We start from the raw sequence: 21,572 nt of genomic DNA on the forward strand, positions 1-21,572 counted from the left end.
ATGGGTGAGATCTCCCCCGCGCTGCTGTTCCTGATTCAGGCACTGCTGCTGATCGCCGGGCCGTTCCTGCTGTGGCGGCTGGGCGGCGGACGCCACATCGCCCCGATGGTCGTCATCCAGATCCTGTTCGGGGTGGCGCTGGGGCCGTCGCTGTTCGGCCGGCTGGCTCCGGATCTCTGGGGGGTGCTGTTCGCGCCGGCCGCCCTGGCGCCGCTGTCGGGCCTCGCGCTGATGGCCGTCGTCTTCTTCGCCTTCCTGACCGGGCTCCATCTCGACCCCGCCGATTTCCGCGGGCGGGGAAGCGCCTTCGCCACGGTGGCGCTGTCCAGCATGATCGTGCCGACGCTGCTGGGCGGAGCGCTGGGCTGGTGGCTGGCCGGCGCCTATCCCGAAATGACCGGGACGCACGCCACGCCGGGCCTGTTCGCCGCCGCTTTCGGCATCTGCGTCGGCGTTACCGCCCTGCCGGTGCTGGGCGCCATTCTGCGCGAGATGGGGTTGCTGGGCGATCGGGTCGGGCGGCTGGCGTTGGGCTATGCCGCGGTGAACGATGCGCTGCTGTGGCTGCTGATCACCGGGGTGCTGGCCTGGGCCTCGGCGGAGGGCCTGGCGGGCGGCCCAGTGGGTGGGCAGGCCGGGGGTGGGGGCGGCTGGGCGGTCGTCCAGGTCGGGCTGCTGGGCTTCGCCTATGTCGGGGTGACGGTGCTGGCCGTGCGCCCGCTGCTGGACCGCCTGCTGGAGCGGGTGGCGCCCGACGGGCGGATGGGCGACACCGCGGTGGTGGTGACGTGCGTGACCCTCCTGTCGTCGGCCGCGGTGACCGAACTGATCGGCCTGCATTACATCCTGGGCGCCTTCGTCGCCGGCACCGCCATGCCGCGCCGCTTCGCCGCCGCCATCCTCGACCGGCTGGAGCATTTCTCCACCCTGATCCTGCTGCCCTTCTTCTTCACGCTGACCGGGCTGAAGGTGAACCTGACGCTGGACGACCCGGCGCAGTGGACGGTCTTCGCGCTCGCCACCCTGGCGACGCTCGCCGGCAAGATGGCCGGAACGACGCTGCCCGCGCGCCTGACCGGCGAGAGCTGGCCGGACGCCCTTCGGCTGGGCACGCTGATGCCCTGCAAGGGGCTGATGGAGGTGATCGTGCTGACCGTCCTGCTGGAGGCTGGGGTGCTGTCCGGCGCCTGTTTCTCGGCCATGGTGCTGATGGCGGTGGCGGTGACCGCGCTGACCCAGCCGATGACCCGGCTGGCCGGATGGCGGCGCCCGGCCGGCGCCGCGTCGGCCGCGTCGGCGGGCGGGCGGCACGGGGGTATGTGACGGTTAAATTGCCCCCTAGGCAACCGCCCGGCCTTTCCGTTAAAGAAGCCCAACCGTCCATCCCGACAAAGGGCAATCTCCCGTGCAGACTCCCACCCGTGACGAGTGGCTCGCCAAGGCCCGTACCCTGTCCGAAGCGCTGCCTTACATGCGCCGCTATGCCGGGAGCACCTTCGTCATCAAGTACGGCGGCCACGCCATGGGCGACGCCAGCCTTGCGGAGCTGTTCGCGCGCGACATCGTCCTGCTGAAGCAGGTCGGCATCAACCCGGTGGTCGTCCATGGCGGCGGCCCGCAGATCGGCCAGATGCTGGAGCGTCTGAAGATCAAGTCCAGCTTCATCGACGGCCTGCGCGTCACCGACAAGGAGACGGTCGAGGTGGTCGAGATGGTGCTGGCCGGCTCCATCAACAAGCAGATCGTCGCCGCCATCAACAGCGCCGGCGGCCGTGCCGTCGGCCTGTCGGGCAAGGACAGCAACCTGATCACCGCCCGCCGGCTGGAGCGCGTGCAGCGCGACCCCGACAGCAACATCGAGAAGGTGCTGGACCTCGGCTTCGTCGGCGAGCCTTACAAGGTCAACCCGGAGATCCTGCACGCGCTTGCCCAGTCGGACATCATCCCGGTGATCGCGCCGGTCGGTTTCGACGTGAACGGCGACACCTACAACATCAACGCCGACACGGCGGCCGGCGCGGTCGCGGCGGCGGTGAAGGCGGCGCGCTTCTTCCTGCTGACCGACGTCGCCGGCGTCCTCGACAAGGACAAGAAGCTGATCGAGAAGATGTCGCTGGAGGATGCCCACAAGGCCATCGCCGACGGCACCGCGTCCGGCGGCATGATCCCGAAGATCGAAACCTGCATCGGTGCCGTGGAGCAGGGCGTCGACGCCGCTGTTATCCTGGATGGCCGCGTGCCGCATGCGCTGCTGCTGGAGATCTTCACCGAAGGCGGTGCCGGCACCCTGATCGGCAAGGCCTGACGCCGCAACGAGGGAACCCGATGTCCGACCTGCGCAAGGACCTGCTCCGCCAGATGAAGGCCATCCGCGACCGGATGGACCCGAAGCTCGTGGAGCGCGCCAAGCTGGCGGCGTTGGGCAAGGTTCCCTACGACAGCGACTCGGCGAAGGAGGCGGTCGGCCATTTCCTGGACGCCAAGCGGGATGGCGGCGCCTTCCGCCGCAAGCTGGAACAGGCGCTGAAGGCGGAGGGCACGCCGCTCGACCTCGACGGCGGCGAGTGGCCCCCGGCCGCGAAACCTCCTGCGAAGCCAAGACGCGGCGGCAGGATGACGTAGAAGTACCGCTCCGCCTCCAACCCTTCCCCGTTTTCAGCGGCGGAGGGTTGGGGAGGGAGCACAGCATACCGGCGCCTCGAACCACGCAAGGAGCACTGCCTTGCTGCATGTTTTCGTCAATGACGGCGGTCTGCTGCGTTGGGCCAGGGAGGCCGCGGACGACGCGGGGCCGCTGCCCGAGGCCACCGTCTGGCTGGATCTGATCAACCCGACCGCCGAGGATCTGGCACGGGCGGAGGCGCTGATCGGCACCAGCCTGCCCACCCGCGAGCAGATGGCGGAGATCGAGGAATCGAGCCGCCTGCGCGTGGCCGGCGGCGTCCTGACCATGACCGTCACCGCCCTGGTCTGGGCCGACACCGACGAGCCGCGCATCGCCACCGTCAGCTTCGTGCTGGCAGGGCGCCGGCTGGTCACCATCCACGACATCGATCCGCAGGCACTGCTGGCCTTCCGCCGCCGCGCAATCCATGGGCAGCTGCCCGCCTCGCGCGGCGAGCTGGTTCTGGCGGCGCTGGTGGACGGGATGGTCGACCGCACCTCTGCCGTGCTGCGGCGGACCGGGGTGGAGCTGGACGCGCTGAACCGCCGGTTTTTCCGCGGGCGCAAGCTGCGCTCGCGCGGCGAAACCCTGGACGACGCCCAGACGCTGAAGCGCATCGGCCATGCCGGCCATCTGATCGGCAAGGCCCGCATCAGCCTGGCCAGCCTGTCGCGCATGACCGATTTCCTGGCGCGCGGCGATGGCTGGAACCCCGGCAAGGCGACGCGGCGCTGGGCCAAGACGACGCTGCAGGATCTGCGCGGACTCGACCAGTATGCCCGTTTCCAGGCCGGCAAGGTCGCGTTGGCGCTGGACACCGCGCTGGGCCAGATCAACGTGGAGCAGAACGAGATCGTCAAGATCGTCTCGGTCCTGACCGTCCTGCTGTTTCCGCCGACCCTTGTCGCCAGCATCGGCGGCATGAATTTCCAGCAGATGCCGGGGACCGGCTCGCTTTTCGGCTATCCCGGCGCCTTGGGGCTGATGCTGCTGTCGGCACTGCTGCCGATGATCTATGTCCGTCTGAAACGATGGATGTGACGCGGCACCCATGCCGTACGGTCTACGGATCGTCCGCGGTCCTTTCCTTTTGACAGGGGGTGTCCGTCCCGGCAGGATGGGCGCATTCCAGGGGGGTCCCGACAGGGGGCTGAGATACCAACGGCCGGACGGCGCCAAGCGTCTGCGGCAGCGTGGTGACCCTTCGAACCTGATCCGGGTCATACCGGCGAAGGGAGGGACCTCGTGACGGGCCGCATATCGGCCGCGTCCGGCCGTATCGACACCCGCTGTGGGCGATGACCGCAGCGGGCAACGCCCAAGTCAGGGAACGGCCCGCACGAAGACACCGCACCTCCGTCCGCAGTCCCGGGTTTGTCCGCCCAACTCCGACGGAGAAACCCAATGCCTAAGGACTTCAACGAAACCGCGATCCGCATTTCGACCGGCCCGCTGCCGTCGTCGCGGAAAATCCATGTGCCGGGCACGCGCTTCCCCGACCTGCGGGTTGCCATGCGCGAAATCCTGCTGTCGGGCGGCGAGACGCCGCTGACCGTCTATGACGCCTCCGGACCCTACACCGACGAGAGCGTGGCGATCGATGTGCGGGCCGGTCTGGCCAGGCATCGCCGCGGCTGGATCCTGGCCCGTGGCGATGTGGAGGCCACACACGGCGGCGTGCTGCGCGCCAAGGGCGGCGCGGCCGTTACGCAGATGGCTTATGCCCGCGCCGGCATCGTCACCGCGGAGATGGAGTACATCGCCGTCCGCGAGAATCTGGGCCGTGCCGCCGCGCTGGACGCAGCACGCGACGGCGAGGATTTCGGGGCCGGGATTCCCGACCTCATCACGCCGGAATTCGTCCGCGACGAGGTGGCGCGCGGGCGGGCGATCATCCCGTCCAACGTCAACCATCCCGAGTCGGAGCCGATGATCATCGGCCGCAACTTCCTGACCAAGATCAACGCCAACATCGGCAATTCCGCCGTGACCTCCTCCATCGAGGAGGAGGTGGAGAAGATGGTCTGGGCGATCCGCTGGGGCGCCGACACGGTGATGGACCTGTCCACCGGCGCCGACATCCATCAGACCCGCGAATGGATCCTGCGCAACTCCCCGGTGCCGATCGGCACGGTTCCGATCTATCAGGCGCTGGAGAAGGTGAAGGGCAGGGCCGAGGATCTGACCTGGGAGCTGTTCCGCGACACGCTGATCGAACAGGCGGAGCAGGGCGTCGATTACTTCACCATCCATGCCGGCCTGCGGCTGGCCCATATCCCGCTGACGGCCAAGCGGGTGACGGGCATCGTCTCGCGCGGCGGCTCGATCATCGCCAAATGGTGCCTGGCGCATCACCGCGAGAACTTCCTCTACGACCATTTCGCCGACATCGTCGAAATCTGCCGTGCCTATGACGTGGCGCTGTCGATGGGCGACGGCTTGCGGCCGGGCAGCCAGGCCGACGCCAACGACGCCGCCCAGTTCGCCGAGCTGGAAACCCTGGGCGAGCTGACGAAGATCGCCTGGGCGCGCGACGTGCAGGTGATGATCGAGGGGCCGGGCCATGTGCCCATGCACAAGATCAAGCACAATGTCGAAAAGCAGCTGGCCCTGTGCGGCGAGGCGCCCTTCTACACCTTGGGGCCGCTGGTGACGGACATCGCGCCGGGTTACGACCACATCACCAGCGCCATCGGGGCGGCGATGATCGGCTGGTTCGGCACGGCGATGCTCTGCTACGTCACGCCGAAGGAGCATCTGGGCCTGCCTGACCGCGACGACGTGAAGGCCGGCGTCATCGCCTACAGGATAGCCGCCCATGCCGCCGACCTCGCCAAGGGCCATCCGGCGGTGCGGCTGCGCGACGATGCCATGTCGCGCGCCCGTTTCTCCTTCCGCTGGCGCGACCAGTTCGCCCTGTCGCTCGACCCCGACACGGCGATGGCCTATCACGACGAGACCCTGCCGGCCGAAGGGGCCAAGACCGCGCATTTCTGTTCGATGTGCGGGCCGAAATTCTGTTCGATGAAGATCACGCAGGAAATCCGCGATGCCGCGGAGTCCGGCATGGCCGAGATGTCGCAGAAGTTCCGCGAGTCGGGCGGTGAGATCTACCAGCCGGCGGGATGAGTGAGTTTGGGGTGTTGACCCCCCACCCGACCTCTTCCGTGATCGGATCGACCTTCGGTCGGCCGAGAGCGGGGGAGGCTTAGGATGGGGGGTCTAACGCCCCCGCTTAATCCGCGTAGCTGATCGCCAGAACCTCCACCTGCTCCATCCCCGCCGGCGTGTGCACGTCCACCAGATCTCCCTCCCGCGCCTTCAGCAGCGCGCGGGCGATGGGGGAAATCCAGCTGACATGGCCGCGGTCGGGGTCGACCTCGTCGGCGCCGACAATGGTGACGGTGTTCTCGGAACCGTCCTCGCGGGCATAGGTGACGGTGGCGCCGAAGAAGACCTGTTCCCGGTTCTTCTGGTCCTGCGGATTGACCACCACCGCCGATTCCAACCGCTTGTTCAGGAAGCGGATGCGACGGTCGATCTCGCGCAGGCGCTTCTTGCCATAGAGGTAATCGCCGTTCTCCGACCGGTCGCCATTGCCGGCGGCCCAGGAAACCACCTCCACCACCTTCGGCCGCTCCACCCGCAGCAGGTGGCGCAACTCCTCCTGCATGCGCTGGAAGCCGGGCGGGGTCATGTAGTTCTTGAACCCTTGCGGAAGCGGTGCCGGATCGTCGAGTTCATCGTCGTCCGGCGTATCGTTCTCGCGGGTGAAGGCCTTGCTCATGGTCCGACCTGTCCTGTGGCAGGGAGATAACGTCCGGGAAAAGGAAAAGGCGCCTCGCGGCGCCTTTTCCCGTTCCAGAGCTTCAAACGGGCCGTTGGGCTTACCGCTTCCACCAACCGCGGCGCGGCTTGGCGGAGGCATCGCCGTCATCGCCGGCCGCAGCAGGAGTCGCGGCAGGTTCCGAAGCGGCTGCCGGAGCCGGCTCGGGCGCTGCCGGGGCGGCGGCGGGAGCGGCTTCGGCCGGAGCTTCGGCGGCGGCCTTGCGCTTGCGCGACGCCTTCTTGGCCGGAGCCGCGTCGGTCGCGACCTCGGCCGGGGCTTCCGCGGCGGCGGCCTTGCGCTTACGGCTCTTCGCCGGCGCTTCGATGACGGCCGGAGCGGCCTCGACCGGAGCCTCGGCAGCGGCCTTGCGCTTGCGCGACGCCTTCTTGGCCGGGGCCTTCTCCGTCACCGGTTCGGCCGCAGCTTGCGCCGGGGCTTCGACCGGAGCGGCGGCCTTGCGCTTGCGGCCCTTTGCCGGCGCTTCGGCGACGGCCGGAGCGGCCTCGACCGGAGCCTCGGCAGCGGCCTTGCGCTTGCGCGACGCCTTCTTGGCCGGAGCCTTCTCGGCGACGGGTTCGGCGGCTTCGGCCGGGGCCGTGGCGGTGACCGGCGGCTCGGTCGCAGGCACCGGAACCGGGGCCTCCTCCTCGACGGGTGCCGGAGCGCTCTCGCCGGCCAGGATCCAGTCGAGGTCGGACGTCTCGGCCGGAGTCTGGACGGGAGCGGCTTCGGCCGGAGCGGCGGGCGACTGTTCGGCAGCGGTTTCCTCGCCGCCCTCCAGCCCTTCCATACCCTCGCGGCGGGACCGGCGGCGACCACCGCGCTTGCCGCGGCGGCGCTTCTTGCGGCCGTCGCCGTTGCGATCGTCGGCGTCGGCGCCGGTTTCCTCGTCGCCCTCGCCCTCGCCCTCGCCCTCGTTGTCGTCCTCGTCCGAGTCGTCGTCTTCGGCCGGCTCGGAGATGGCCGCGCCGGGGATCGCCTCGGCGGCAACCGGCAGGGCGGTTCCGACAGTCTCGTCGCCCGTCTCCTCGGTTTCCTCGGCGTCCTCGCCAACACCGGCGGTATCGCCTTCGACGCGGCCTTCCTCGCGGTCACGGCCACGGCCACGGCGGCGACGACGGCGGCGACGGCGATCCTCGCCATTGCCTTCGCCATTGGCGCCATTGGCCTCGGCGCGCTCGCCGGCTTCCTCGGCCTGGGCGGTCTCGACGTCGGTCTCCTCCTCGACCGGCGCGACGACCGGCTCGGCGGCGAGCGCACGGTCGGTCTCGGCCATAGCGCGGTCGGCGCTGACCAGCGGACCGTCCTCGTCGGGCAGGCGGGCCTTGTTGCGCTCCAGACGGTGGTCGGGGGCGATCAGGCCGTCGTCGGCCTGGACCATGACGTGGAAGTTGTGACGTTCCTCGATCTTGGCCAGCTCACCGCGCTTCTGGTTGAGGATGTAGAGCGCGATGGAGGTCGGGACGTAGATGGTGATCTCCGACGACCGCTTGCGGATACCCTCTTCCTCGATGGCGCGCAGGACGTGCAGCGAGGCGGACTCGACCGAACGGACGACGCCGGTGCCGGAGCAGTGCGGGCAGCGCTCGAAGTTGGTCTCCAGCAGCGACGGGCGCAGACGCTGACGCGACAGCTCCAGGAGGCCGAAGGCGGAGATGCGGCCGAGCTGGATGCGCGCCCGGTCGTTCTTCATCGCCTCCTTCATGCGGCGCTCGACGGCGGCGTTGTTACGCGGCTCCTCCATGTCGATGAAGTCGATGACGATCAGGCCGGCCAGATCGCGAAGACGCAGCTGGCGCGCCACCTCGTCGGCGGCCTCCAGGTTGGTCTTGTAGGCGGTTTCCTCGATGTTGCGCTCGCGGGTCGACTTGCCGGAGTTGACGTCGATGGAAACCAGCGCCTCGGTCGGGTTGATGACGATGTAGCCGCCGGAGCGCAGCTGCACCACCGGGCTGTGGATGGCGTCGATCTGCGTTTCCACCTGATAGCGGTGGAACAGCGGGATCTGGCTGTCGCGGTACAGCTGGACGCGCTGGGAATGGCCCGGCATCAGCATGTCCATGAACTCGCGCGCCGTGCGGAAGCCGGCCTCGCCCTCGACCCAGATCTCGTCGATGTCGTTGGAGTACAGATCGCGGATCGACCGCTTGATCAGGTTCGCCTCTTCATAGATGAGGCAGGGCGCGGAAGACTTCAGCGTCTGTTCGCGGATGTCGTCCCACAGGCGCAGCAGATATTCCAGGTCGCGCTTGATCTCGGGCTTGGAACGCTCCAGGCCGGCGGTGCGCAGGATGACCGCCATGCCGTCGGGAATGTCGAGATCCGACAGGATTTCCTTCAGGCGCTTGCGATCGGCCGGGTTGGTGATCTTGCGGGAAATCCCGCCGCCGCGGCCGGTGTTGGGCATCAGGACGCAGTAGCGGCCGGGCAGCGACAGGTAGGTGGTCAGGGCGGCGCCCTTGTTGCCGCGCTCCTCCTTCGTCACCTGCACCAGCATGACCTGCCGGCGCTTCACCACTTCCTGAATCTTGTAGGAGCGCAGCGGGCGCGAGCGGCGGCGCTGGGTCTCGACCTCTTCATCCTCGTCGCCGCCCAGCATGTCGGGGGCGTCCGCGGAGGGGACGGCGCCTTCGGACGGGGCGGAGTGCTCGCCGGCACCGTTCTCGTCTACGCCGTTCTCTTCCTCGTCGTCCTCGTCGCCGGCATCCTCGTCGGACGCCTCCGGCGCGATGGGGGAGGGCATCGGCGACCATTCCTCGACCACCTGCTCGGGGCGGATCGGCTCGCCCATCACGGCGCCGTCGGCGGCGGCCTCGGCGCGGGCTTCCGCCTGCTCCTCCAACCGGCGCTCTTCGGCCAGCAGGGCTTCGCGGTCGGCGACGGGGATGCGGTAATAGTCGGGGTGGATTTCGGAGAAGGCGAGGAAGCCGTGGCGGTTTCCGCCATATTCCACGAAGGCCGCCTGGAGCGAAGGCTCGACCCGCGTCACTTTCGCGAGGTAGATATTGCCCTTCAGCTGCTTGCGGCTGGCGATCTCGAAGTCGAGTTCTTCCAGCCGGTTACCATTGACCACGGCGACCCGGGTTTCCTCCGGGTGCGTGGCGTCCACCAGCATGCGCTTGGCCATATACGGTCCTCAACGGCGCGACCCAGGGAACCCGCGCGACCGGTCGGGCCGCCTGGACGCAGCGTCTGTTGTGGGCGAAGCATACGGCGCGACGGACCGGAACCGCCGAACGGCGCTGACGAGAGCAGCCAGGACGGCCCGGTCGACACGCGCCGGGCTGCCGCCTTGCGGCCACAGCCAGCTTCGAGGTTTCGTCCTCTCACCGCCAATCCGAACGCGCCACCCCGCGACGTCCCTCCGGCGCGGATGGCCGGACAGGCGGTGTCGGAGGCGACGCCGCAGCCCCTTGGCCGGCCCTGTGCCCGGCGATCGGCTGACCCCTGGATCGATGGAATCGAGTCCCGGGGATCAGCGAATCGGCGCTCACCTTGGGAGTCCGACCCGAGTCTGGCGAATTGCGGTCTGTCGCAAAGATACCATAGACAAGCGCTCTCTCTTGCACAACGCGGAAATGCGCCGATTCGGCGAACAAGTTCGTCCCGGGGAAGCGTAAGCGCGACTTTCTCCCGCAGTTTCCGGCCGGGCACTGTTGCAGGAACGGCACCCCGGCCGGGAATTGGGACCGGCTGTGGCGTTCCGCGTTGAGGGCATTGAATTGGCTGGGCTATAGCTGTTCGTCCGCCCGCCGTCCGCCACCGGGGAGACACGATGCAACGGCCGCCCAGCCTGCCGACCTCCGCCTCGACCTCCGCCATGTCAGGCCGCCTGCCGGCCGCCGCCCATCCCACATGCGGGCGCGGGAGCGGGGCCGTGACGCGCGGGTTTGCGCGTGCGCTGGGCGCGGTGCTGCCGGTCCTGCTGCTGCTGGTGCTCCTCGCCGGCCTTCCCGCCGCCGCCCAGACCACGGCGGCGCTGCCGTCCCCGCCGCCGCGCACCGCGGTGGTCGATGCCCGGCTGGGCATCCATCCCGACAAGACCCGCTTCGTGCTGGAGGTGAGCGACCCGGTCTCCTTCAGCGTGACGCTGGCCGCCAACCCCTACCGCATCATCGTCGACCTGCCCGATCTGGCCTGGCCCGGCGGATCGCTGCCGGTGGAGGGCAAGGGGTTGGTCGCGCGCTACCACCATGCGGCGGGCGGCCCACGAGGCACGCGGCTGACTTTCGAAACCGTCGGCCCGGCCAAGCTGCGGGAAGGCTACATGATCCCGCCGCGCGACGGCCGCCAGCCGCGGCTCGTCCTCGACCTGGAAAAGACGACGGCGGCGGAGTTCCGGCGGCTCGCGGCGGCATCCGGTGCCGGGACGGCCATTGCCGCGGCGTCGGGCACGGGCCAGTTGACGATGAGCGCGGTGGTGGCGTCGGCGATGGCCGTGCCGATGCCCGTTCCCGCTCCGGCGCCATCCCCGCAGGACGATCCGCCCGCCAGCGGGATCGTCTCGGCCCCGCCGCCCTTCGCGCCGCTGCCGCCGGTCCCGCCGGCGCAGCTCATTCCGGCCGCGCTGCCGTCCGCCCCGCCGCTGCCGGACAGCAAGCCGTCCACCGTGGCGGAAAAGCCGCTGATCGTGCTCGACCCCGGCCATGGCGGCCAGGATCCCGGGGCCATCGGCGTCGGCGGCATCTATGAGAAGGACATCACGCTCGCCGCCGCGAGGGAGGTGAAGCGCCAACTGGAGGCGACCGGCCGCTACCGTGTCAGGCTGACCCGCAACAGCGACGTGTTCATCCGCCTGCGCGACCGCGTCGCCATCGGGCGGGAAGCGGGGGCGGACCTGTTCATCTCGCTGCATGCCGACAGCATCAGCAGCGGCGACATGCGCGGCCTGTCGATCTACACCCTGTCGGACAAGGCGTCGGACCGCGAGGCGGAGATGCTGGCCGCCAAGGAAAACCGGGCGGACGCCCTGGTCGGGCTCGACCTGTCGGGCGAGAACCCGCTGGTCGCCAACATCCTGATCGACCTGGCCCAACGCGACACGAAGAACCATTCCAAGCGTTTCGCGACGTTGGCCCTGCAGAATCTGGGGCGCGAGGTGCCGCTGATCCCCAGCAAGCCGCACCGGCAGGCCGGCTTTGCCGTGCTGACGGCGCCCGACGTGCCGTCGGTGCTGATCGAGTTGGGGTACCTGTCGAACCGCAAGGATGCCGGGCTGCTGGCCTCCGCCGCGCACCGTGCACGGTTGGGCCGCGGGCTGGCCCGCACCATCGACGCCTATTTCCGCTGGCTGCACGAGTCCCAGCGGAGCTGAGGCGGAACGGCAGGCTTACCCACTCCGCGCGGGCGCTTTTTCGTATACGCCCTCTGCGCGTCACATTTTCCTGACATGACGGGAACGGGGGCGGCGCTTCGCATCGCGGCGGTGTAGGATGCGCCACACAGTCAGGCGCGTCTGGCGCTCCGCACCCCGAAACGGGACGGATAGGGGGCGCGTTCTTCGTCGTTTCTTGCGGGATCGGTCATGCGCCTTCTTCTGTCCTTGCTGATGGCCTTCGTGATGCTGGCTCTTGCCGGAGCCGGGGGGCTGGTCTTCCTGTTGGACCATTACGACCAGGATCTGCCCGACTACACCAAGCTGGCCAACTACGAGCCGCCGGTGACCACGCGCATCTATGCGGGCGACGGGCGGCTGATGGCGGAATTCGCGTCGGAACGCCGCATCTTCGTCCCGATCGACGCCATGCCGCGGCAGGTCATCAACGCCTTCATGGCGGCCGAGGACAAGAATTTCTACGCCCACCAGGGCGTCGACCCGCTCGGCATCCTGCGCGCGATCCTGACCAACATCGAGAATCTCGGCCGCGACCGTCGCCCGGTCGGCGCCAGCACGATCACGCAGCAGGTCGCCAAGAACATGCTGCTGACCAACGAGGTGTCCTTCGCCCGCAAGATCAAGGAGGCGATCCTGGCGGTCCGCATCGAGCGGGCCTTCACCAAGGACCGCATCATGGAGCTGTACCTCAACGAGATCTTCCTGGGGAACCGCTCCTACGGCGTGGCGGCGGCGTCGCTGAACTATTTCAACAAGGCGCTGGACGAGCTGAGCATCGAGGAGGTCGCCTTCCTGGCGGCCTTGCCCAAGGCACCCTCCAACTACAACCCCGACCGCCAGTACGATGCCGCCATCGCCCGCCGCAACTGGGTGATCGGCCGCATGTCGGAGGACGGCTACGTCACGCCGGACGAGGCGAAGGCGGCGCAGTCCCGGCCGCTGCTGACCCGCAAGCGCGACGAGCAGGAGGTGGTGACCGCCGAGTATTTCGCCGAGGAGATCCGGCGCGAACTGGTGAAGCTCTATGGCGAGCAGGCGCTGTACGAGGGAGGCCTGTCGGTGCGCGCCTCGATGAACCCGCAGCTGCAGGCGGCGGCGACCAAGGCGTTGCGCGACGGGCTGGTGGCCTACGACCGCCGCCATGGCTGGCGCGGACCGGTCGGCAAGCTGGAGAGTTTCGACAACTGGTCCAAGAAGCTGGCAGCCATGCCTGCGCCCGCGGGCTCCGAGGGCTGGAAGCTGGCCGTCGTGCTGAAGGACGATCAGGCGGACGGGCTGGACATCGGTCTGGCCGACGGCAGCCGCGGCCGCATCCCGCTGTCGGAACTGCGCTGGGCCCGCGCGGCGAAGGACGGCGAGGCGGTGGGGCCGGCGATCCGCAAGCCGTCGGACGTCGCCAAGCTGGGCGATATCGTTCTGGTCGAGGCGATCAGCGGTCCGGCGGCCAAGGACGAGGACGAGAAGCCGGCCAGGAAGGGCGCCCAGGCGGCGAAGGAGCTGCCGCCGGGCAGCTACGCACTGCGCCAGATCCCGCAGGTGCAGGGCGGCCTCGTGGCGCTCGATCCCCACACCGGCCGCGTGCTGGCGATGGTCGGCGGCTTCTCTCCCGCCATGAGCGTGTTCAACCGGGCCACCCAGGCGTTGCGCCAGCCCGGTTCGTCGTTCAAGCCCTTCGTCTATCTGACCGCGCTGAACGAGGGCTTCACCCCGTCGTCTCTGGTGATGGACGCCCCCTTCGCCTATGATCCGGGCGGCGGGCAGCCGATCTGGCGGCCGGAGAACTACAGCCGTGAATTCTACGGCCCGACCCCGCTGCGCGTCGGCATCGAGAAGTCGCGCAACGTCATGACCGTCCGCCTCGCCCAGCAGGTCGGCATGGACAAGGTCAAGGCGCTGACCGAGAAGTTCGGCATCGTCGACAACCTGCAACCCTACCTGCCGATGTCGCTCGGCGCCGGCGAGACGACGGTCCTGCGGCTCGCCACCGCCTACGCCATGCTGGACAATGGCGGCAAGCGGGTGGTGCCGACCTTCATCGACCGTGTTCAGGACCGCAACGGCAAGACCATCTTCCGCCACGACGACCGCCCCTGCGAGGGCTGCGGCAACGTCGCCTGGAGGGACGGGATGGCGGTGCCGGCGGTGCCCGATACCCGCGAGCAGGTGAACGACCCGCGCACCACCTACCAGATCGTCTCGATGCTGGAGGGCGTGGTCCAGCGCGGCACGGCCGCGTCGCTGAAGTCGCTGGGCAAGCCGCTGGCCGGCAAGACCGGCACCACCAACGACAGCCATGACGCATGGTTCGTCGGCTTCTCGCCCGATGTGGTGGTCGGCACCTATATCGGCTTCGACCAGCCGCGTTCGCTGGGAAGCCGCGAGACCGGCGGTTCCGCCGCGGTGCCGGTGTTCAAGGACGTCATGCAGGTGGCGTTGAAGGACCAGCCGGCGACGCCGTTCCGCGTTCCTCCCGGCCTGCGCCTCGTCCGCGTGAACCCGGCAAACGGCCAGCTGGCACAGCCGGGCGAAAGCCGCGCCATCTGGGAGGCCTTCCTCCCCGGCACCGAACCCAACCCGGATCAGCCGCAGATGGTGCTGGACGGGTCGGTCCAGGGGGCCGGCGCCATGATGGGCGACCCGAACGCCGCAGGATTCGACCCCGCCCAGCCGGGCGTCCCGCCGCCGCCGGCTGCGGCGACTTTGGGGACCGGCGGGCTTTACTGATGCCGCCGGTCATCATCAATGACCGGCGGTAAGGGCCGCGACCGCGGCCCCGCAGGCTCGGGCCTGCGAAGGCAAGCGGCCGGACGGCCGCGCCCGCCGTATGAGGGTGAGCGCAAAGTCTGATGTGTCAGACTTTGCGCTCAATGAAATGGGTGAAAACGAAAGGGGGCGTCCTCGCGGGCGCCCCCTTTTCCACGGGCGAAGTCCGCAGCCAATCCGGTCGCCATCCCGGCTGCCGTTCCGGTCCCCTTCGCCGCCGTCAGCGAGGCGATCGCCTCCACCGGGCAGTTGCCGAGCGGGCGCAGCTGCGGTTCCAGCGCCGTGAACATCGCGCGCACGCCGTCCTCGTTGATGTGCAGGGCGTCCATGAACAGTTCATCCTTGTCAACCGCGCGGCGGGCGTCGATCACGGTCACGCCGGCGGGCAGGCGGCTCTTCAGTTCGGCGAAGAAGGCATCGAAGTTCTTCAGCTTGCCGGCATAGGTCGGGAAATAGGGGGTGATCACCACGGCGACCCGGGTGCCCTGCGCCTGGGCACTGCGGATGATGCGGTCCATCGCCTGCCAGTTGGCGTCGGCGGCGGTCATCGTCTCTTCCGGGGCGGCGGCGAGCTGGGCCTTCAGCGGCTCCGGGATGACGCCGACCAGCGTGCGGTCGTCCGCCGGCTTCAGCAGCCCGGCGACCAGCCGCATGGTCTGGTTGTTGTTGAAGGTCATCAGGTGGAAGGCGTGGTTGGCCATCCACAGTTCCCGGTTCTCCTGCCGGACGAAGGCGTCGATTCGCGGCGAGTAATAGGCCAGCAGCGGCAGGTCGGCGAGGTCGTGCGGGTTGTCCACCAGACCGGTCGGCTCCAGGATCAGCAGGCGCGGGGCGCCGTGCCGCTCGACGTAATCCTCCCACAGCAGGGCCGACAGCACGGTCGGCGCGCCGCCCATGCCGAGGTTCAGCGCCCGGCCGCAGGTCATGTCCCGCAGGGCGGAAACCGGGAAGTGGTTGTCCGCCCGCGAGTTGCCCAGCACCAGCACGTCCGCCGGCCCGCGGGTGGGGCGGGCGGCGGGAGCGGGGGCGAGGGCCGCCTTGACCATCAGGGGGGCCGGCTGTTCGTGCGGCTGCGTGCCGGGCTTGGCCGCCGGCACGTCCTCCGGCTCGACCGGGCGGTAGATCGCCATGAAGCGGTCGTTGGAGCGCAGAAGCAGGTCGCCCAGCGCCGAAGCCAGGATCCGGTCCATCGCCGTGACGGTGGCGAGGATCAACGCGATGCAAGCCAGAAGGCGGTACATGGGAGGAACTCCGTCCGGTCTTCAGAACTGGAAGTAAATGAAGGCATGGTTGGCGAAGCTGCCGAACAGCAGCATCACCAGGATCAAGGCGGAGCAGACCATCGACCGCGCCACCACGTTGGTACCGGCATAGCGTTGGCCCGCGCCGCGTTCGGTCAGCGCATCGACCATCAGCACGATCAGCCCGGCGACGGCGACGCGCAGCAGCGAGCTGGCCTGCAGGTTGCCCTGCTGCAGCCCGAAATCGCCGTGGGCGATGATTCCCAGGATGGTCCATACCGTCTGCAGGCTGTCGGCGCGGAAGGGCAGCCAGGTCAGTGTCACCACGATGAAGACCACCCCGATCATCACCAGACGGCCGGCGGCCAGCATCGGGCCGCTGAGACGCACCGGGCTGAGGGCGGCCAGGCGGCGCAAGCCGTCCTCCACCAGCATCAGCCCGCCATGCAGCGCCCCCCACAGGACAAAGGTCCAGTTGGCGCCATGCCACAGGCCGGAGATCAGCATGGTGATGACGACGTTGCGGATGCGCAGCCAGCGCGTCCGGCTGCCGCCCATCGGCACATAGACGTAGTCGCGGAACCAGGTGGACAGCGAGATGTGCCAGCGCCGCCAGAAATCGCTCATGCCGGTGGCGAAGTAGGGGCGGGCGAAATTCTGGCACATGGTGTAGCCGAAGATCTGGGCCAGCCCGATGGCGATCAGCGAATAGCCGGCGAAGTCGCCGTAGATCTGCAATGAGAAGCAGAACAGGCCGATCACATGCTGGAGCGCGTTGAAGAACTCCGGCTGGTTGAAGCGGGCGTCGACCACCACCGCGGCGTTGTCGGCCAGCCCGATCTTCAGGAAATAGCCCCAGATCACCTTTTCCAGCCCGGCGAAGCGCTGCTCGAACGGGATGTCGCGCGGGCCTTGCTGGATTTGCGGCAGCAGGTCGCGCGCCCGCACGATCGGGCCGGCCACCAGCTGCGGGAAGAAGGCGACGAAGGTGGCGTAGCGCATCAGCGACCGTTCCGGCTGCTTCACCTCGCCGGTGTAGAGGTCGATGCCGTAGCTGAGATTCTGGAAGGTGTAGAAGGAGATGCCGACCGGAAGCAGGATATCCAGGGTCCGCCGTCCGACGTCGATGCCGAGGGAGGCGAGGGCGATCTCCGCGCTGTCGGCGAAGAAGTTGTAGTATTTGAAGAAGAACAGCATCCCCAGGTTGGTGCCGATGCTGAGGAACAGGTACAGCTTCCTGGTCTGCCGGTCGGATGCGTCGGCAATCTTCAAACCGCAGTAGAAATCGATGAAGGTGCTGAGCGCCAGCAATGCGCAGAACCGGTAGTCCCAGTAACCGTAGAAGACATAGCTGGCGACGAGCAGGAAGGGCGTGAAGGCGCGCGTGCGCGCCAGCGCCATGAATCCTGCGCTGAACACGGTGATGAACAGCAGGAAGTTCAGGCTGGTGAAGCTCATCATGCCCCCGGCAGAGATGCTCGCGCGTCCGCGCAACCGCGCAAGAAAGGCGAAGTTCGGAGGCGAAGATAACCACGATTTCGGAGGTTTCCCGCTGCCGCGGTAGGGTTGTCCCCCCGGATATGGGGCGTACTCTGAAATGAGCCGGGCCGATGATTCCAAACGGTTAAACCCGCCAAGCCGGGACTGTGCCGTACACGAAAGTGGCAAGCCCCGGCCGGCTGCGGCGCACGGTCGGGCGTGAACCCGGCCGCTTCCGGTCATTAAGGGGGTGCAAGCGGGGGAGCGAGCCGCTACATATGCAGCCGACAAACCCTTCAACTCTGGCTGACGAGGAGGCACCGCCATGCGGGCCGAGATCGAAGCGGCCGCCGGCGAGATCAGAGAATCGCTGGCGCTGCTGAGGAGGCATCTTTGACTGGGACAACGCACTGCGACGTCTCGACGAACTGAACAACCTCGCCGAGGATCCCAAGCTTTGGGACGATCCTTCGCGGGCCCAGACCATCATGCGCGAGCGCACCCAGCTGGACGCCTCCGTGTCCGGTTACCGCGCGCTGGAGCGCGACCTGTCCGACAGCCTGGAGCTGATCGAGATGGGCGAGGCGGAGGGTGACGCCACCGTCGTCGCCGATGCCGAGGCCCAGCTCTACAGCCTGCGCGACCGCGCCAACAAGCTGCAGATCGAAAGCCTGCTGTCGGGCGAGGCCGATGCCAATGACTGCTTCGTCGAGGTGAATGCCGGCGCCGGCGGCACGGAGGCCCAGGACTGGGCGCTGATGCTGATGCGCATGTACACCCGCTGGGCGGAGCAGCACGGCTACAAGGCCGAATGGCTGGACGAGACGCCGGGCGAAGAGGCCGGGATCAAGTCCGCCACCGTGCAGATCAAGGGCCACAACGCCTATGGCTGGCTGAAGACCGAGGCGGGCGTGCATCGGCTGGTGCGCATCAGCCCGTTCGACAGCCAGGCGCGGCGCCAGACCAGCTTCGCCGCCGTTTCGGTGTCTCCGGTGATCGACGACAAGATCGACATCGAGATCAACGAAAAGGACTGCCGCATCGACACCTACCGCGCGTCGGGCGCCGGCGGCCAGCACATCAACAAGACCGACTCGGCGGTGCGCATCACGCACATCCCGACGAACATCGTGGTGAGCTGCCAGCAGGAGCGGTCGCAGCACAAGAACCGCGCCAAGGCGTGGGACATGCTGCGTGCCCGCCTGTACGAGCGGGAGCTGAAAATCCGCGAGGATGCCGCGGCCGCGCTGGAGGCGACCAAGACCGACATCGGCTGGGGTCACCAGATCCGTTCCTATGTCCTGCACCCCTACCAGATGGTGAAGGATCTGCGGACCGACGTGGAAACCTCGCAGAGCCAGGCCGTGCTGGACGGTGCGCTCGATCCCTTCCTGGAGGCGGCATTGGCCTCCCGGATCAAGGGGCAGAGCGACGACGCCCACGCCGCCGGCGGCTGACGGGTCGGAAGATGGGAAAGGGCGGTCGCTTGCGGCCGCCCTTTTCGATTCGGCGCCTTTTCGGAAGCGCCGGTCCGGAATGGAAGGCTGGGCTCGGCTGTTTCAACACGCAGCCACTCCAACGATCAGGAGCAACCGATCCATGAACAGACGTCTTCTCCCCGCCCTGAGCGGCGCCATGCTGTGCGGCACCCTGCTGCTGGCGAGCCCGGCCTTTGCCGCCTGCGAAACGGACAATCTGCCGGACGAGATGCGCCGGGCCTATATTTCCGGCGCGCAGGAGGCTTTGAACGAGCACGGGTTCAACGCCGGAACGGTGGACGGCCAGATGGGACCGCGCACCCGCTCCGCGATTCGCGCCTATCAGCGCGCGGCGAAGCTGCCGGTGGACGGCTGCGCCACACAGGGGCTGCTCGACCATCTGAACTTCAGCCAGCCGAAGGTCTACGGCCCGAACAGGCCCCGCTGACCTCAGGCCAGCATGTCGAGCAGTCGCCGGCTGTTCTCCTGCGTCGCCTGCAGGCTCTTGGCATTGGCGGCGAAATCCACCCGGGCGGCGGTCAGGTCGAGGACCACCGCCGGGTCGAGGTTGCCCGCGGCGATCTCCGCCGACGCCGCTTCGGTGCGGGCCTGGGCATTCTGCAGGCCGTCGAGCGCGCCGGCCTGCGGCCGGAACGGCGTGGCGGAACTGGCCGGTCCGATATCCATGGCAGGCTGTCCAACTGGTTGAACGGGCAGGATAGCGGCATGGGGGTTTAGGGTTGGTGAATGGCAGGGGGCAGCCGCGGAAGCGGAATCACCCCTCCGCCAGCCAGTCCGCCAGGCGCCCGAGAAAAGCCGCCGCCTCGGCCGGATCGCGCAGGCTCCAGGCCGCCGCCGTCTCCGCCGGAGCGTCCATCACCCGGATGCCGATCCCACGCCCCGACAGCGCGCGGAAGGCGTCCTCGTCGGTCTCGTCGTCGCCGAGATAGATCGGCACGGTGCCGTCCCCCTCCAGCCCCAGCGTCTCCAGCAGGGCAAGGACGGCGCGGCCCTTGTCCCAGGGAAGGTTGGGGCGAAGCTCGAACAACTCCTTGCCGCCGGTCACGCGCAGCCGGGCTTGAGCCTGCGCCACCGCGCGCACGGCGTCCGCCACCATGGGCTTTTCGGGCGGAGCGACCTGACGGGTGTGGATGGCGATGGCGAAGCGCTTGCGCTCCACCAGCGCACCGGCGATCCCGTCCAGGCGGTCGTGCAGACTCCGTTCGGCGTCGTCGAGGTCGGGGACATATTCGACACCAACCTGCCGGCGCAGAGCCGGCCCGCGCAGGTCGAAACCATGGCTGCCCGCATAGACCAGATCGTCCAGCGCCACCATCGCCGCCAGATCGTCGAGGTCGCGGCCGCTGACGAAGGCGACCGGGCAAAGGGCCGACAGCCGCCGCACCACCGCGCGCGCCTCCTCCGGCATCACCGCCAGTTCCGGCCGCGGCGCGATGGCGGCGAGCGTGCCGTCATAGTCGAGGAACAGGGCAGGGGTGCGGTCGGCGATGGCCGCGGTGAAGGCGTCGAATTCCGACAATGCGGAGGGGGGGAAGTGGGTCAAGGAAAAACCTCGCGCCGCTGCTTGAGGGATGCGGCGGCTGACCGGGGCCGGCGCGCCACTGGAGTGGTAACGGCCGGGACAGGCGGGCGGCTTGCGCTCCGGCAAAAAGGATCGGCTGAGCGTTGCCGATCTGCAACAGATCCCCCTAAAAGCTTCGGCCCCGAACAGGGGCCGGCTTTGGGGGTTGCGGTGCCCCCGGGTTCTGATAGTGTTGCAGTGCAGCAAGCGATTGCTGCTTCGCCCTTCTTGGGCGTTTCCTCCCTAAACTCAAGGCCGCTGTGTTCAGCGGCCTTTTTCTTGCCAGAAAGTTCCCTGGGAAGGCAACCCCTTACAAAAGTCATAGCGCCGTGTTTTTCTTGGGAAATCTACCGGGGAGTGACGGGGGCATGGACGCTTTCGACGCTTGGGGGGAAGGCCGGCATCCTGCCACGGCATCGGGCAGGTGATCGCCAGGCTCCAGAAAACCATTTGAATACAATGAATTACAGGATTCAGCACCCGTGCATGCGATGATGGGCACGCCGGCGTCCAATGGCGCGCCGGCTTGGGAGAGCGGTCGAGGCGGCGCCTCAGGAGATTGCCGGGCCTGAGAAATTTTCCTGCATTTTTTTGCCGGCTGCCGACTTTGCTGCGGTCCGGGGGGTGAAAAACCGCCGCAGGCGCACGGAAGCACTGCACCGGCGTCGCGAACTGTCGTATAGATTTCAACGACACGCCTATCCGCCGCAATCCACAGGAGCCGTTCCCATGGACATCGCCATCATGGTCCTCGCCGTCGCCTTCTTCTTCTGGCAGACCATCTCCGACTGAGTCGGCTTCGACGCGGCCGGCTTTGCCGCGCGGCAAGCGAGAAGTCGCCAATCGAAAAAGGGCGGTCCCGGTGGGCCGCCTTTTTCCATGTGGCTCAGATGAAAATGCTCGAACCAGACCGCCGTCTCAGTCGGCGGCGATGGGCGGCTCCAGCCGGGAATGGGCCGAGGCGATCAGTTGCAGCGTCTCCATGATCGAGCCGATGGCCTCATGCAGATCGGCCTGCTCGTCGCCGGGCAGCGTGGCAAGCACCGCCTCCAACTCCACCGCCGCATCCTGCAGGCTGGCGCAGGCATGTTCCAGGTGGCGGCCGGTGCCCTGGCCGACGCCGGAGTCATTTGCAAAATGCAAACGCGCCGCCGGTTTTCCGGCCCGCGTCGCGTTTCGGTTTGCAAAATGCAAATGGAC

17 protein-coding genes and 1 riboswitch are annotated in these 21,572 nt (G+C 68.2%); of the genes, 10 read left to right on the plus strand and 7 right to left on the minus strand.

The window, feature by feature from the left end:
- From DM194_RS01315 to thiC, 5 genes are all read left to right on the plus strand, one after another.
- Complete coding sequence (locus DM194_RS01315) at positions 1-1,323, plus strand: cation:proton antiporter domain-containing protein (RefSeq protein WP_111065583.1); 1,323 nt, start codon at positions 1-3, stop codon at positions 1,321-1,323.
- 82 nt (positions 1,324-1,405) lie between these two features.
- Positions 1,406-2,305, plus strand: coding sequence for an acetylglutamate kinase (argB, locus tag DM194_RS01320; protein WP_111065584.1), 900 nt, complete (start codon positions 1,406-1,408; stop codon positions 2,303-2,305).
- Between the two features lie 20 nt (positions 2,306-2,325).
- Entirely contained in the window at positions 2,326-2,622 is a 297-nt protein-coding gene (locus DM194_RS01325; protein WP_111065585.1) for a hypothetical protein, read from the plus strand.
- A 100-nt stretch (positions 2,623-2,722) separates the two neighbouring features.
- Entirely contained in the window at positions 2,723-3,706 is a 984-nt protein-coding gene (locus DM194_RS01330) for a magnesium transporter CorA family protein (RefSeq protein ID WP_111065586.1), read from the plus strand.
- Between the two features lie 79 nt (positions 3,707-3,785).
- Positions 3,786-3,919, plus strand: a riboswitch (TPP riboswitch).
- A 150-nt stretch (positions 3,920-4,069) separates the two neighbouring features.
- Positions 4,070-5,794 carry a phosphomethylpyrimidine synthase ThiC gene (gene thiC, locus DM194_RS01335; RefSeq protein ID WP_111065587.1) on the plus strand — a complete coding sequence of 575 codons (1,725 nt, stop codon included), beginning with the start codon at positions 4,070-4,072 and terminating at the stop codon, positions 5,792-5,794.
- A gap of 106 nt (positions 5,795-5,900) precedes the next feature.
- On the opposite strand, the gene greB is transcribed toward thiC, so the two are convergent.
- On the minus strand, positions 5,901-6,452 hold the full coding sequence (gene greB, locus DM194_RS01340) for a transcription elongation factor GreB (RefSeq protein WP_111065588.1): 552 nt from the start codon (positions 6,450-6,452) through the stop codon (positions 5,901-5,903).
- Positions 6,453-6,552: 100 nt separating this feature from the next.
- The gene (locus DM194_RS01345; protein ID WP_111065589.1) at positions 6,553-9,621 is read right to left on the minus strand and encodes an Rne/Rng family ribonuclease; all 3,069 of its coding nucleotides are present in this window, start codon (positions 9,619-9,621) and stop codon (positions 6,553-6,555) included.
- A 750-nt stretch (positions 9,622-10,371) separates the two neighbouring features.
- Here DM194_RS01345 and DM194_RS01350 point away from each other — a divergent pair.
- Entirely contained in the window at positions 10,372-11,808 is a 1,437-nt protein-coding gene (locus tag DM194_RS01350; RefSeq protein ID WP_246024237.1) for an N-acetylmuramoyl-L-alanine amidase, read from the plus strand.
- Between the two features lie 210 nt (positions 11,809-12,018).
- A complete protein-coding gene (locus DM194_RS01355) occupies positions 12,019-14,553 on the plus strand; it encodes a penicillin-binding protein 1A (protein ID WP_111065591.1) in 2,535 nt (844 codons plus the stop codon).
- Between the two features lie 140 nt (positions 14,554-14,693).
- Here DM194_RS01355 and DM194_RS01360 read toward each other — a convergent pair whose 3' ends face one another.
- A complete protein-coding gene (locus DM194_RS01360; RefSeq protein WP_246024238.1) occupies positions 14,694-15,833 on the minus strand; it encodes an SGNH/GDSL hydrolase family protein in 1,140 nt (379 codons plus the stop codon).
- Between the two features lie 21 nt (positions 15,834-15,854).
- Positions 15,855-17,294: an MBOAT family O-acyltransferase gene (locus tag DM194_RS01365; RefSeq protein ID WP_246024239.1), complete on the minus strand. Its 1,440-nt coding sequence runs from the start codon at positions 17,292-17,294 to the stop codon at positions 15,855-15,857.
- A gap of 343 nt (positions 17,295-17,637) precedes the next feature.
- Here DM194_RS01365 and prfB point away from each other — a divergent pair.
- Both prfB and DM194_RS01375 read left to right on the plus strand, forming a co-directional pair.
- Positions 17,638-18,769 (plus strand): peptide chain release factor 2 gene (gene prfB, locus DM194_RS01370; protein WP_111065592.1). Its coding sequence is split into 2 segments (ribosomal slippage): positions 17,638-17,706 and positions 17,708-18,769, totalling 1,131 coding nucleotides; the frame shifts between segments, so codons are not numbered across the junction.
- A 142-nt stretch (positions 18,770-18,911) separates the two neighbouring features.
- A complete protein-coding gene (locus DM194_RS01375) occupies positions 18,912-19,238 on the plus strand; it encodes a peptidoglycan-binding domain-containing protein (RefSeq protein WP_211110598.1) in 327 nt (108 codons plus the stop codon).
- Positions 19,239-19,240: 2 nt separating this feature from the next.
- Here the strand turns inward: DM194_RS01375 and DM194_RS01380 are convergent, their stop codons facing one another.
- Together DM194_RS01380 and otsB are read right to left on the minus strand one after the other, a co-directional pair.
- Complete coding sequence (locus DM194_RS01380; protein ID WP_111065594.1) at positions 19,241-19,477, minus strand: hypothetical protein; 237 nt, start codon at positions 19,475-19,477, stop codon at positions 19,241-19,243.
- Between the two features lie 88 nt (positions 19,478-19,565).
- Positions 19,566-20,354 carry a trehalose-phosphatase gene (otsB, locus tag DM194_RS01385; RefSeq protein WP_111065595.1) on the minus strand — a complete coding sequence of 263 codons (789 nt, stop codon included), beginning with the start codon at positions 20,352-20,354 and terminating at the stop codon, positions 19,566-19,568.
- A 531-nt stretch (positions 20,355-20,885) separates the two neighbouring features.
- Here otsB and DM194_RS01390 point away from each other — a divergent pair.
- Positions 20,886-21,164, plus strand: coding sequence for a hypothetical protein (locus DM194_RS01390; RefSeq protein ID WP_111065596.1), 279 nt, complete (start codon positions 20,886-20,888; stop codon positions 21,162-21,164).
- Between the two features lie 126 nt (positions 21,165-21,290).
- Here DM194_RS01390 and DM194_RS01395 read toward each other — a convergent pair whose 3' ends face one another.
- Positions 21,291-21,515: a hypothetical protein gene (locus DM194_RS01395; protein ID WP_246024240.1), complete on the minus strand. Its 225-nt coding sequence runs from the start codon at positions 21,513-21,515 to the stop codon at positions 21,291-21,293.
- Between the last annotated feature and the right edge of the window lie 57 nt (positions 21,516-21,572).

Source organism: Azospirillum ramasamyi (genome assembly GCF_003233655.1).
In the GTDB taxonomy this organism is placed as follows: Bacteria; Pseudomonadota; Alphaproteobacteria; order Azospirillales; family Azospirillaceae; genus Azospirillum; species Azospirillum ramasamyi.